Annotated in this window: 9 protein-coding genes; 3 read left to right on the forward strand and 6 right to left on the reverse strand. The window is 68.1% G+C overall.

Annotation, left to right across the window (positions count from 1 at the left end; all coding sequences use genetic code 11):
* Nucleotides 1-15 precede the first annotated feature (15 nt).
* From OHN74_RS24820 to OHN74_RS24845, 6 genes are all read right to left on the reverse strand, one after another.
* Nucleotides 16-1,128 (reverse strand): class I SAM-dependent methyltransferase, encoded by a 1,113-nt coding sequence (locus OHN74_RS24820; RefSeq protein WP_327696793.1) that lies wholly within the window; start codon nt 1,126-1,128, stop codon nt 16-18.
* Complete coding sequence (locus OHN74_RS24825) at nt 1,125-2,300, reverse strand: hypothetical protein (protein WP_327696794.1); 1,176 nt, start codon at nt 2,298-2,300, stop codon at nt 1,125-1,127. The genes OHN74_RS24820 and OHN74_RS24825 overlap by 4 nt, the downstream gene beginning before the upstream one ends.
* Before the next feature lie 158 nt (nt 2,301-2,458).
* Complete coding sequence (locus tag OHN74_RS24830) at nt 2,459-3,610, reverse strand: MFS transporter (RefSeq protein ID WP_327696795.1); 1,152 nt, start codon at nt 3,608-3,610, stop codon at nt 2,459-2,461.
* Nucleotides 3,607-4,722, reverse strand: coding sequence for an ATP-grasp domain-containing protein (locus tag OHN74_RS24835; RefSeq protein WP_327696796.1), 1,116 nt, complete (start codon nt 4,720-4,722; stop codon nt 3,607-3,609). The genes OHN74_RS24830 and OHN74_RS24835 overlap by 4 nt, the downstream gene beginning before the upstream one ends.
* A gap of 1,621 nt (nt 4,723-6,343) precedes the next feature.
* Nucleotides 6,344-6,541 (reverse strand): hypothetical protein, encoded by a 198-nt coding sequence (locus OHN74_RS24840; RefSeq protein WP_327696797.1) that lies wholly within the window; start codon nt 6,539-6,541, stop codon nt 6,344-6,346.
* A 219-nt stretch (nt 6,542-6,760) separates the two neighbouring features.
* Nucleotides 6,761-9,784 carry an AfsR/SARP family transcriptional regulator gene (locus tag OHN74_RS24845; protein ID WP_327696798.1) on the reverse strand — a complete coding sequence of 1,008 codons (3,024 nt, stop codon included), beginning with the start codon at nt 9,782-9,784 and terminating at the stop codon, nt 6,761-6,763.
* 221 nt (nt 9,785-10,005) lie between these two features.
* Here OHN74_RS24845 and OHN74_RS24850 point away from each other — a divergent pair, with 221 nt between their 5' ends.
* The 3 genes from OHN74_RS24850 (at nt 10,006) to OHN74_RS24860 (ending at nt 13,189) form a co-directional block, all read left to right on the forward strand.
* Nucleotides 10,006-11,271, forward strand: coding sequence for an amidohydrolase family protein (locus OHN74_RS24850; protein WP_327696799.1), 1,266 nt, complete (start codon nt 10,006-10,008; stop codon nt 11,269-11,271).
* A gap of 224 nt (nt 11,272-11,495) precedes the next feature.
* Entirely contained in the window at nt 11,496-12,338 is an 843-nt protein-coding gene (locus tag OHN74_RS24855; RefSeq protein ID WP_327696800.1) for a vWA domain-containing protein, read from the forward strand.
* Between the two features lie 2 nt (nt 12,339-12,340).
* The gene (locus tag OHN74_RS24860) at nt 12,341-13,189 is read left to right on the forward strand and encodes a hypothetical protein (RefSeq protein WP_327696801.1); all 849 of its coding nucleotides are present in this window, start codon (nt 12,341-12,343) and stop codon (nt 13,187-13,189) included.
* Nucleotides 13,190-13,208: the final 19 nt, after the last annotated feature.

Raw genomic sequence — 13,208 nt, forward strand, 5'->3', positions numbered from 1 at the left:
GCGACCGACGCCGGATCAGGAGGTCCGGGTCCCGTTCGCCGGCTTCTGGAACAGGAGCATCGCCGAGGATCCGAAGGCCTCGGTGTCGGTGTGCAGACTGCTCACCAGGCTGAAGCCGTGCCGGCTGATCTCCTCGGTCAGGGCTTCACCGGACCGCTCCGAGTAGGGGAGCACCTCCAGGCCGATGTTCTTCTCGCCGTCCGCGACCCGGATCCTCCTGGGGATCACCCGGCCCGGAACCATGTCGGCGGCGACCTCCGTGTAGTCCGGAATGGAGAAGAAGCCCTTCCCCCACTCGCTCGCGCAGTGGTCCACGATGAAGTGTCCGCCCGGGCGAAGGATGTCGAAGACGCGGGAGATGTGGCTGCCCCGCTGCTCCTCGTCGACGAGCATGTGGAGGCAGCCCATGTTCATGGCGAGGTCGAAGCTGTTCTCACCGAAGCCGCGAAGGTAGATGATGTCGCGCTCCACGAACCCCGACGCGTCCAGATTCGCGGCGGTGGCCAGCTCACGCGCACGAGTCAGAGCCGAGTGCGACACATCGACCGAGACGACGTCGTGCCCCTGCGACAACAGGTACAGGGAGTCGCGTCCCTCACCGCAGCCCAGGTCGATGATCTGGCCGGAGAAGACGTCCGGGCGCTCCCCGATCATCTGGAGGAGCGAGGCGTTCGGCTCCGCCGACTCCCACAGTTCGGCGCCGTTCTCGTACACGGTCCGGTAGCGGTCCTCGTAGCCGTAGTAGTAGTCGCCGATCGTGCCGACGATGCTCCGTACGTCGTCGCTGGTGGGCGAGAACTCCACGGGCGAGACGGTGACGTCCGCGTCCGCGCCCAGAACCATGAGTGTGGTGTCGTCGAGCAGCCCGATCGCCAGAATGTACTGCGACTCGTCGCACTCGACCGGCTCGCCGACCCCGAAGGGCGAACAACACTCTTTCAGTGTGTCCAGTGTCAGCGCGGCGGTCTTCTCACATATGAAGACGGCTGCTCGGCCCTGGGTCACCTTGGCGGCGAAGCCGGCTGAACTGTCCAGCTGCCAGACGGTGTTGCGGTCGGCGAGTTTGATCTCGGCCAGCTGCGTACCCTCGGGTGCGGCTTCGTCGAGAATCGCTTGGTAGTAGCTCACTTCAGTACCCCCTGTGTGTGGTTCTCGGATGTGCGCAGAGCCGCCAGGCGATCTTCGTACGCCTGGACTACGGGGCTCTGATGCCGGAAAATTCGTCCGGAGTCGTGGATGTGCTGCGCGACTTCGTAGTTCTGGCAGCGAAGAGCGGCCTCGATCCCGGTGAGTTCGACGACGTCGCGCTGGGCGTTGCTGCCGCCCATCGGGAACGCGCGAGGGAAGGACCTGGCCAGTCGGGCCGCCGAATCGGCGTAGTCGCCGGTCGTGAAGGACCGGAAGCCGAGGAATATGTCGGCCATTTCCTCGGACATCTCCTTGCCGCGTGCCATGACCGCTTCCAGAAGGGAGTCGGCACGGCGGTATTCGCCGACCTGGCAGTAGGTGATGTACGCGTGGAAGTCGTTGAAGAGGTACCAGCTCTCCTCCAGATAGGGCTTCCAGTCCTGGAAGAGCGACCGCCAGTAGGCGGAGAGGTCGAGCGACGGCCTGACGAGGGCGAGACGCCAGAGGAGCGTGACGGCGTCGAGGTCCTCGGTCGACCGCAGTGATGTCTTCCTGCGTATGCCGACGCGGTAACACGCCAGTACTTCCTGGATGTTGTCGGCGTAGAGCTCGAACAGCGCGTAGTGCCACCAGATGTGGATACGCATGGGAGTCGAGCCGTCCCTGCCGCGCATGTACTCCCGGATGTAGCGGGAGCCCTCCTCGTGGCGGCCTGTCTCGTAGAGGCAGTGCACCATCGCGTGCATCGCGTAGATGTCGTCGGGGTTGAGCGCCAGGGCGATCCGGCAGCGTTCGACCGCCGCCGTGATCAGGCCGTTCTCCTCAAGTGCGAACGCGTGCAGGCCGTTCAGGTAGCCGATGACCGGGTCGTCGGCCGTGAAGACCTCGATGGCCTCCGCCGTCGACGCCAGCATGTGCGGTGCGTCGCCGATGTAGAAGTCCAGCATGTGCGCGGTGTAGATCGACACGGCATCCCCGGGATACGTGTCGACGATGCTCTGGAAGCCGTTCCGGGCGGTGACGAGATCTCCCGCGGCCCAGGAACCGATGGCGGCGAGCATCGCCCTGGTCCGCGGTTCGGCCGGGTCGGTCTCGACGAGGGAGGCGTGGATCGCCGCCGCCTGAAGGACGGCCGGCCGCTCCATGGAGCACAACAGGTCCACGGCGAGCATCAGTTGGAGTGGGACGGATGGTGTGGGCCGAGCGGACCGACGACATCGTTCGTGGTCCAGTTTCATGGAGACGAGTTGGATGATCCCCCTCTCGACGAGCTCCATGTCCGACGGCCGTTCGACAAGATGTGGGACGCCTCGGGAATCGTTGAGGACTGTCATGTGGACACCTCGATCGGTATGGGTCGACTGCTCTGGACCTTGCGAATTCCGTGGAACGCGAGAACAAGCAGAAGTGTCAGTGCGAACGGGGCCAGCCAGATGTGGGAGGAGAAGTACCTTCCGCCCGCCAGGACGGCGGCCAGCAACACGAGTGAGGAGGCGTTGGCGTTCGCCACGATCGCACCGACCTGTCGGGGCGAGAAAGCCGAGGCCGCTTCCGCACGGAGGAGCACCCGCAGGGAGCCGAAGGCGCATCCGAGGGCGAAGATGGCGACCATCTGCGGCGCTCCGAATGCCGGGACGGCGAGCCAGAGCGCCATCGCCGCGGCCACGGCGACAGCGGCTCCCACCAGTACCCAGGACCCCAGGCTTTTCGTCAGGCGATGCAGGAAGGTTCCCGCGACGGCCATTCCGATGCCGAGGAACATGTCCATGATTCCGACGGTGAGCATGCTCTTGCCGTGGGCGAGGGCCTGCAACGGCAGCATCAGGTTGAACGTTCCGAGGATGGGCCAGACGAGCATGAAGGCCAGGAGGTACAGGACGCTGAGGCTGCTCGGACTCTTCGGCCCGACCTCCATCTGCTGGTCCTGCTCCGTGGCGGTCGCGGTCCGGTGTGCTCCCAGACTCAGGACGGCGACAGCGGCGAACAGGACGGCGCAGACGACCACCACCCACTCGGCCCGGATGACGCGCGTGAACAGCGGTGCGAACAGCGGGCCGACCATGAGCGCGACCTGGTTGACGGTCATCGTCAGCGAGCTGTGCTTGCGCAGGACGACGTCGTCGAGCCCGGACGCCTCGTCGTTGAACCAGACTTCCCAGGTCGATTCCAGGAAGAAGAAGAAGATCCACAGCACGAAGTTCAGCGCGACCACCAGGGTCACGTGGTCGTAGCCGGCCGCGATCAGAAGCAGGGTCAGGGAGACGCCGGCGAGCCCCGCGGCGGTCATCCTGGCCCCGCCGGCGATCGGACTGAAGCGGATCAGCGGCGGAACGAAGACGGCGGGGACGAAGGAGAGCGCCGTCGAGATGGCGAGTGCGTCATAGCCTCCCCCTTGCGAGGAGGCGATGTGCCAGTTCAGGAGCAGCAGCACCACTCCGTTGAAGAACCGGTAGAGACCGGAGTAGAGCGTGTACCTCTTCACTCGCCGACCGTCTCACCGCTCACGAAGATCTGGTCGGACAGCTCGTTCGCCACGGTCACCGGCAGCGAGGTCTTCTCACTGAACAGCTCGTCCCATTCGAGTTCCACGAGGCCCTCCCTGGTGCTCCAGTTCTTGGCGGCCTGGGAGAGATCACCGCGCTTGGCGCTGATGTTGATGCTCCGCACCTCGGGCGGCAGCGGCTTCCCGTCGAGGATGTCCTGGATGCGTCCGGGCGCGGCCTTGAGGAAGGCGATCGCCGAGGTCCTGGTGGGCACCGCGTCGGCGACGACGTCAAGGAGGTCGGATCCGAGATACGAGCCGACGTGCAGCCGATAGGGGTTGAGCGAGTACGCCCGCTCCACCTGGTCCATGATCCCGTCGCCGCCCGGCCGGGCGGCCACCTCGATCACCCAGGGCGTCCCGTCCGCGTCGAACTTGATCTCCACATGGGCGAGACCGCGGTCGATGCCCAGCGCGGTACAGGCCCGTACGGCGAGGTCGGTCAGAACCGGGTCTCCGGTGCGGTGGCTCGGCACCAGGTGCGCGACCTCGGCGAACCAGGGGCGGGGGGACAGGTACTTCTCGGTCACGGCGAGGACCTGTGCGCGGCCGACGCCGCAGAGGACCTCGACGGACACCTCGTCGTCGGAGTCGATGAACTGCTCGACGAGGTACTTGTCGCCGAGGATGTTGAACGACGATCCGTACTGCGCGATGACGGCCTTCGACTCCGCGAGACCGGCGATCGCCTCTTCGCGCGTGGTGGCCAGGACGACTCCGCCGCTGCCGCCGAAGTCGTACGGCTTGATGACCACCGGCAGACCGACGGACTCGATGGCGTCGAGCAACTCCTGCTCCGACTGCACGAGCCGGGAGTCGGGAGCCTGGACGCCGGCGGCCAGAAAGGCCTGCTTCATGACGTACTTGTTCCGCGCGTTGGTCACCGTCGCGGCGTCCAGTCCGCCCAGGCCCAGGACGCGGTTGACGGTGTTCGCCGATTCCACCGTCCAGTCGTTGAGCGGAATGACCATTCGGGGGTGCCAGCCCTGTGCGGATTGCGCGTGGATGGCCCTCAGCAGGGAATCGGAGTCCTTGGGATCGGCCGACAGCATGTTGTCGAACGTACGGTTCAGCTTGCGTACGGAATCTTCCGTAGCTGCCCAGACGGGAAGATCGACAGCCTGTTTCGCTCCCGAGAAGGCTCGTTCGCGAAGATACTGGTCCGCTCCGAGAAGAAGTACGTATTCTTTTGGCTGCATGGATGCACTCCCGATATTCAAGGATCCCCCGACATGTCCATGTCTATTTTTGTGTTGTCGCCGGGAATCGAATGAGGAAACGTTAATCAATTCGCGGCCGAGAGGGTCCGCCGCGACCTGGGTGCGGCGATTTACATTTCACCTCGATCGACACATCAACGAAATAGTTGCGTGACCCCCCTACCGCGAGATCGTAACTATCTGCCAGAGTGAGACGCAAGAGATTACTTTCGGAACCCTGGCTTGAAACGGGCGACGCATCGTGGCCGGGTCCATCTCCGCGGGCAGGGCTTCGAAGTGATCGCCTGGCGCGTCCCGGAGCGGTGTGCGTTGCCGTGTCCGCACTTCCCGCGCTGGTGAGAGGCGTCGGACCGGTGATCCGGCCGGGATCTCGGTAGGGCGAACGGGATGACCCGGCTCGCGCCAAACGGCCGATGCCACGCCTTGCGGTACGCCGGCCAGCCGGATTCTCCGGGTCCAGTTTGATTGAGTTCGCGCGGCTGGTGGCGGTATTTTCCGAGATCGCGCCAAATATTTCAGGAGTGTAAATTTACGGCAAGGTTTGGAGCTCTCGAGCGGGATCCGGGCGTCATCGTGGCAGCTTTGCGGGATCGTGCACGTCGATGCGTCACGTCCGGCCGATGACTTTCCCGGCCGCAGAGCCGTACGAGGAATTGCTTCGACCTGTGGTCAGTCGACGCTCTCGGTCTGCCTTTCCGGCGGAGACGCACGCCGGCCTCCGTGGTTCCGCCCGGCACGGTCCGTACTCCCCTATGGCAATTACCTGGTCGTGCGCGGAGAGAATGCGGGGTGGAATTGGGCGGGTGAAGAAGAGGTCGGCAACGGATTCCTCGGGCAGGAATACCCGGCGCTGTCCGACTGGTACTTGCATTCCTGACACTGGGTGCTGCGCGCTCAGCTTTTCATGTCGGTGAGAAAGGCTGCGCGGTCTTCGCCGGTGTCGAGGCTGTGGCTGCTCATGCGCCACTCCGCGGTGCTCACGTCGCGCTTTCCGCTTGCCATTTCGGTGGCCTCTGCCGCTCGCTCGGCCGTCGAAAGGCGCGGCGCGGGTGGGATTTCGGCGCCGGACTGCCCGTTTCCGTGCGAGTGGGCTGCGTGGAGGACGGTGCCCGTTCTCCGGCTGGAGGCGGGTGATCCCGGTCCGCGCGCTCTGCCGGTGCCGCTCAGCGCCACCGGGGCCGACGAGTCGGGGCGTGGGCTGACGCTGCTCGGGGCGTCGGCGGTGTGTCGGGGAGCGGCGTGGGCAGGACGTTGGTGGCAGGCGTCAGGCGTCAGGCGGAGGGTGTGGCGCTGTGCACGTCCGAGGAGCACTGCACGGGAAACGTATGGTCCCAAGGCGGTCGTCAGAGGCCTCCGGGCCCGCCCCCGGACACACCACGACCGCGGCGGCTCCCCCTCCGCGCCGCCGCGGTCGTTCCCCGTGTGCAGGTGTACGTCTGTTGGAGCCGGTGGGTCAGGCCGGCTCGTCCGTCGCGTGGACGTCGTTCGGCTTGGCGGTGACCGGTTCCGTCGTCGCGTGGACGTCGCCCAGGACCGTCGCCGTGGCCTTGGACTTCTTGGCCGGTTCGGTCGTCGCGTGGACGTCGTCCAGGGTGGCGGTGGCCGGCTCGCTCGTCGCGTGGACGTCGTTCGGCTTGATCTCGTCGCTCATCTTGCTGTCTCCCCTGCAATGGTGACCGTTGGACTGAGGGCCCGCCCCGCGACTCCCCCGTGGACTGCGGGGCGGGCCCTGGGCCGGTTCACCTTAAGAGGTCCGGCCCCCTGTCGTTCCGCCTGCCCCCCGACGCGACGGCTCGACAGGGACGAGCCTGCCGGACGGCGATAAACGAACGATGAACGCCGCTCGTCCTCGGCTCCGTCCGGGCAACCCTCAGCGGTTCGTGCGCGTCGCCCGCCCCAGCAGTTCCCGCACCGCGTCCGCCTCCGGTGCCTCCAGGGACTCGAAGATGCCGAGCGCGTCCTGCCAGCACACCTGGGCGCGGTCCAGTTGGCCTATGCCGTGCAGGGCGCGGCCGAGGACCGTCAGCACATTGCCCCGCCGCCACTCGCCGCCGATGCCGCGCAGTACCGTCAGCGCCTGCTCGGCGTTGGTCGCCGCACGTGCCGAACGGGCCGCCGCGAGATCGACCTCGGCGAGGCGGAACAGGGTCATGCCCTCCCACAGGCGCTGCCTGCTGTCCCGGAACACCCGTAGGGCTTCGTCGAGATGGCCGGCGGCCTCCGTCAACTGGCCGCTCTGGGTGAGTGCCAGGCCGAGCGCGTAGCGGCCGTTGGCTCCTCGCACGGTGTGGCCCATCGCGTCGTACATCGCCGTGCCCTGCTGGGCGAGGGCGACCGCGCTGTCGGTGCGGCCCGTGGCGAGGTGGATGCGCGACAGGTTGCACAGGGCGCTCGCCTCGCCGGGGCGGTCCGCGCAGGCGCGGTAGTTCTCGATCGCGCGGGTGAAGTGGGCCTCTCCCGCGTCGTGCCGGTTCTGGTAGAGCGCGACGACGCCGCTGATGTTCGACGACCAGCAGGCGGTGTACTGGTCGTCGGCCGCGAGGGCCAACTCCGTTGCCCGCTCGGACTCCTGGACGGCTGCGTCGAAGAGGCTCCCGGAGACGTGGTGCACGAAGGCCAGCGTGGTCAGGGCGCGCGCCTCGGTGCGACGGCAGCCCGCAGCCCGGGCCGCGTCCCGCACGATCGCCGCGACCGCCTCGTACTCCTTGGAGTTGGTGCCGGACTCGGCCAGTTCGACCGCCGCCCAGAGCACGTCGGCGGCCCGGCGCAGCGTGTCCGGCCGGGTCGCGGACTGGCGGACGCAGGCCAGCACGCACACCGCCTCCGCATGCACCCAGTCCTGCGCGGCGTGGCTGTCGGTGAACGTCAGTCCGGGGTACTCCGCGTGTTCCAGGTGGTCGACCAGTCTGTCCTCGGGGCGCTGGACGCGGTAGGTCGCGGCGACCGTCGCGAGGTAGAAGTCGAGCAGACGGGACAAGGCCGACGCCCGCTCGCCGGGAGGGTGTTCGTCCCGTTCCGCACAGGCACGCGCGTAGAGTCGTACGAGGTCGTGGTAGCGGTAGCGGCCCGGCGCCGCCGATTCCAGGAGCGAGGTGTCCACGAGGGACTCCAGGATCTCCTCCGCATCGTCGACCGGCAGGCCCAGTACGGAGGCTGCCGCCGCGAGCGAGATGTCGGGGCCGTCCGCCAGGCCCAACAGCCGGAAAGCGCGGGCCTGCTGACGGTCCAGGGCGCCGTAGCCGAGTTCGAAGGTCGCCTTCACGGCGAGGTCGCCGGCCTGGAGTTCGTCCAGTCGACGGCGTTCGTCCCCGAGCTTCTCCGCCAGGACGGACACCGTCCACGTCCTGCGCGCCGCCAGCCGGGACGCCGCGATCCTGATCGCCAGCGGCAGGAAACCGCAGGCCGCCACGACATCCAGGGCTGCCTTGCGCTCGGCCGCGACCCGTTCCTCGCCCACGATCTTCGTGAAGAGCTGGAGGGCCTCCTCGGGGGACATGACGTCCAGGTCGACGAGGTGGGCGCCGGCCAGGTCCACCATCCGTACCCGGGAGGTGACCAGGGCCGCGCAGCCCTCCGTGCCCGGCAGCAGCGGACGTATCTGGGCGGCGTCGCGGGCGTTGTCCAACAGGACCAGCACCCGGCGGCCGTCCAGCACCGAGCGGTACAGGGCCGCGCGCTCCTCCAGCGAGTCCGGGATCGCCGAGTCGGCGGTGCCGAGGGCGCGCAGGAACGCGCCGAGGACCGTCTCCGGCTCGGCCGCCCGCGTTCCGGCGCCCTGGAGGTCGATGTACAACTGCCCGTCGGGGAAGGCGGAACGGGCCTGGTGGGCCACATGTACGGCGAGAGTCGTCTTGCCCACACCCCCGATACCGGCGAGCGCGGACACGGCCATCACCCGGCCCTGCGCCGACGACGCCGACGAGGCGGACGCCAGGACCTTGCTCAGCTCGGACACGAAGGCGGCGCGCCCCGTGAAGTCCGGGACCGTGGCCGGGAGCTGGGCGGGACGGACGGGCGCGGGGGCGGCTTCCGGCGCGAGCGGGGCGGAGGGCTCGGCGAGTCCCGGGTCCGCCCGGAGGATGCGCTGCTGCAACTCTCTGAGGCCCGGGCGGGGATCGACGCCGAGTTCGTCGGCGAGGAGGCGGCGCGTGTCCGCGTACACCGCCAGTGCCTCGGCCTGCCGGCCGCTGCGGTACAGCGCCAGCATCAACAGCTCGCGCAGGCGCTCACGGAGAGGGTGTTCGGCCGTGAGGGCGGTCAACTCGCTGACCGACTCCGCGTGGCAGCCCTGTTCGAGGTCCATGTCGAGGCGGGACTCCAGGAGTTGGAGAAGCCACTCCTCCAACCGGACGCGCTGTGCCTCCGCGTACGGGCCGGGGATGCTTGCCAGTGGCTTGCCGTCCCACAGGTCCAGCGCCTGGTTGAGGACGTCCCGGGCATGGCGCAGCTCCCCGGCGCTCCTGGCCTTCTCCGCCTCCGTCGCCAGTTCCTGCGCCACCGTCAGATCCAGCGCGCCCTCCGCGAGCGAACGGATCGCGTATCCGCCCGACTCGCTCACCAGCACCCAGGCGCCCAGCACCTTGCGCAGCCGGGACGCGTACGTCCGTACCGCCGCCAGTGCCTGCGACGGCGGTTCCTCGCCCCACAGCGCGTCGATCAGCTCGGCCGCCGTCGCCGTCCGGCCCTCACGCAGCAACAGCGCGGCCAGCAGTGCCCGTTGCTGCGGAGATCCGGTGGGCAGTGGCTCGTCGCCGCGCCAGGCCCGTACCGGCCCGAGCACGCTGAAGCGCAGCGCCGCCGGGGATTCAGCCGAGGAGTCCACCGGGGGCCTCACCGGCGTATCCCTGGGATCCCGCTGTGCCGGCACCCGCGGTACAGCCGGTATGTCACCCATCACCGCTCCCTGCCGAACATCATGACTAGAACAGCAGTTTGCCTTGTCCATGGCATGTGCGTCAGCTCCGGAGACGCCGATCACAGACCGGGTGCGAGGTATTGCACGGTTCTCGCACGCTCTTCGCACAGGGTTCCATGAAACGCAGGCGGAGAGGTGGCCGGAAGGGACCTGCGATCGCATAGCTGACGGTTCGTCAGATCGGCGCTACCGTGCCTTCTATGGAGACGACTGTGGAGAGCGCGGTGGAGGGTGCGGAGACGACCGACACCTTCCCGAAGATCATCTCGGTGGACGACCACACGGTGGAGCCCCCCAACGTCTGGCAGGACCGGCTGCCGAAGAAGTACCTGGACATCGGCCCGCGCATAGTCCGGGCGCCGCTGAAGTCGATGTCCTTCCTCGGCGGCCGGTTCAAGCCCGTCATGGGCGAACCCGGCGACGACGGCCCGATCGGTGACTGGTGGGTCTACGAGAACCTGCACCGCCCCCTCACCCGCCTCGACACCGCCGTCGGCTACGACCGCGACGAGATCAAGCTCGAAGTCATCACCTACGAGCAGATGCGCCCCGGTTCCTACGACGTCCCGCAGCGGCTGGCCGACATGGACATCAACCACGTCCAGTCCGCCGTCTGCTTCCCGACCTTCCCGCGCTTCTGCGGCCAGACCTTCACCGAGGCCGAGGACCACGAACTCGGACTGCTCGGCGTACGCGCATACAACGACTGGATGGTGGACGAGTGGTGCGGTCCGGCCGCGCAGGGCCGTCTCATCCCGCTCACCCTGATCCCGCTCTGGGACGCGGAGTTGGCGGCTGCCGAGGTCCGGCGCAACGCGGCCCGGGGTGTCCGCGCGGTCGCCTTCTCCGAGATCCCCCCGCACCTCGGCCTGCCCTCGATCCACGGCGACGACTGGGACCCCTTCCTCGCCGCCTGCGCCGAGACGGGCACCGTCATCGCGATGCACATCGGCTCCAGCAGCCGGATGCCGTCCACCTCCGCCGACGCCCCGCCCGCCGTCGGCTCCACCATCACCTTCGCCAACTGCTGCTTCTCGATGGTCGACTGGCTGATGAGCGGCAAGTTCGAACGCTTCCCGCAGCTGAAGATCATGTACGCCGAGGGCCAGATCGGCTGGATCCCGTACATCCTGGAGCGCGCGGACGTGGTCTGGGAGGAGAACCGGGGCTGGGGCGGAGTCGCCGACAAGGTCCACCGGCCGCCGTCCGAGCTGTTCGCCGAACACGTCTACGGCTGCTTCTTCGACGACGCCTTCGGGCTGCGCAACCTCGACTCGATAGGCGTCGGCAATGTCCTCTACGAGACCGACTACCCCCACTCCGACTCCACTTGGCCCGGCTCGCGCGAGGTCGGTGAGGCGCAGATGGGGCATCTGGACCCGGAGGTCGTGGAGCGGATCGTACGAGGGAACGCGATCGAGCTGCTGGGGCTGACGCCCGACGGGCTCTGGAATCCCGGGAGTTAGCGGCGCAGGGGCGCCGCAGGGGGCAGCGGGTGGGGCAACGCGGGGGGCGGTGCGGGGGCAGTACAGGGCGCGTATCGGCGGATTCCCCCGTAGCCCCACGTAGAACGGTTGGTCATCCGGTACCGTGAATTCCCTTGGGGGGCCAAGTGGTCGGATGGTGAAGACGCGCTGCCGAACGCGCCTGTCCCCCGGGCGACCGCACAGGGACAAACGGGGGACGTCCGTTGCCGTACACCGCAGAGATCAGCCGGACCAACCCAGGATGCTTCATCTTCCTCGTGGACCAGTCCGCCTCCATGAGCGATCCCATGGAGAGCGGTGAGACGACACAGCCGCGGGCCGAGGTCGTGTCCAACGCCATCAACCGGCTGCTGACGGAACTGTCGGTCAAGTGCGCCAAGGAAGAAGGCGTACGCGACTACTTCCACGTCGCCGTGATCGGCTACGGCCACAACCGCGTCGGCTCCGCCTACCAGGGTGCCCTCGCCGGCCGCGACCTCGTTCCGCTGAGCGAGGTCGCCAACAACCCGGCGCGGGTGGAGAGTCGCACCAAGAAGGTGTCGGACGGCGCCGGCGGTCTCGTCGAGACGACCGTGCAGTTCCCGGTGTGGATGGACCCGGTGACCAACGGCGGCACGCCCATGACCAGGGCCCTCGGCTACGCGAACACCCTGGTGGGGCACTGGGTCGACATGCACCCCGGCGGCTTCCCGCCCATCGTCCTCAACCTCACCGACGGCGAGTCCACCGACGGCGACCCGACCAGCGCCGCCATCGGCCTGGCCTCGCACGCCACCGCCGACGGACCGGTGCTCCTCTTCAATCTGCACGTCTCCGGCAGCGGCGGCGCCCCCATCACGTTCCCGGACAACGAGCAGGCGCTGCCGGACACGTACGCGAAGCTGCTGTTCCAGATGTCCAGCGTCCTGCCCACCCACATGCGTTCGTACGCCGCCTCACAGGGACACCGCGTCAGCGAGACGACCCGGGGCTTCGTCTACAACGCCGACATAGTCTCCATCGTGGAGTTCCTCGACATCGGCACCCGCGCGACGGAGCTGCGCTGACCATGGGGGAGATCCCGGCGCTGCCGCGGGCGCAGTGGTTGTGGACGCAGAAGTCGGGCAGCAGCGAGCGGGAGTGCGAGGACGCCGCGTACCACTGGCAGTCGGACGAGGCGGGCGTCGACAGCGCCGGACGGGCCGTCGCGTCGCTGTACGCCTCGGTGTCGGACGGAGCCTCGGAGAGCCTGCTCGCCCGCGACTGGGCCATGCTCCTCGTCGCCGACGCCGTCGAGTCCATGCGGCTCGCCGGTGACTGGTGGGAGGAACTCGCCACGTTCGTACGGGACTTGATGGAGCGCTCCGCACTGCACTGGGACGCCTTCCTGGCCCGCTACCAGGCCGAGCGTGCCGCCCAGGGCAGGCCCATCGCCTGGTATGAGCAACCCGGCCTGGAGAAGGGAGCGTTCGCCACCGTGCTGGGGGCCGAGATCCGGTCCACCGCACTGGAGGACGGCACGACCCGCTGGTCCTGGCACGCCTTCGCCCTCGGCGACAGCTGTCTGTTCCACCTGCGCGACGGGCACGTCCTCGACTCCTTTCCGGTGCGCACGGTCGAGGAGTTCGGGATCACCCCTCAACTGCTGGGCAGCCGCAACCATGATGTGCGGCTGGTCGCGGAACGGATGCGGGTGGCGCACGGGGAGCTGCTGCCGGGGGACGAACTCCTGCTCGTCACCGATGCGTTGGCGGCCTGGATGCTGTCCCGGCAGGCGGCGGGCGAGGCTGAACAGGTTTCGGCCCTCCCGGCCTTCGCCGCGTTCGACCAACAGGACTTCGCCGAGTGGGTGGACGACCAGCGGGCCCGCGCCCGGATGCGCAACGACGATGTGACCCTCGTCCGAGCGAGAGTGTGACGTTCATCCGTATATCCGT

This window comes from Streptomyces sp. NBC_00459 (assembly GCF_036013955.1).
Taxonomy (GTDB): domain Bacteria; phylum Actinomycetota; class Actinomycetes; order Streptomycetales; family Streptomycetaceae; genus Streptomyces.

Coding starts and splice junctions, on each gene's coding strand:
- OHN74_RS24840 (WP_327696797.1), bottom strand. CDS start 6,541: ATGAGCGACGAGATCAAGCCGAACGACGTCCACGCGACGAGCGAGCCG.
- OHN74_RS24835 (WP_327696796.1), bottom strand. CDS start 4,722: ATGCTGTCGGCCGATCCCAAGGACTCCGATTCCCTGCTGAGGGCCATC.
- OHN74_RS24845 (WP_327696798.1), bottom strand. CDS start 9,784: ATGGGTGACATACCGGCTGTACCGCGGGTGCCGGCACAGCGGGATCCC.
- OHN74_RS24825 (WP_327696794.1), bottom strand. CDS start 2,300: ATGCTCGCCGTGGACCTGTTGTGCTCCATGGAGCGGCCGGCCGTCCTT.
- OHN74_RS24860 (WP_327696801.1), top strand. CDS start 12,341: ATGGGGGAGATCCCGGCGCTGCCGCGGGCGCAGTGGTTGTGGACGCAG.
- OHN74_RS24850 (WP_327696799.1), top strand. CDS start 10,006: ATGGAGACGACTGTGGAGAGCGCGGTGGAGGGTGCGGAGACGACCGAC.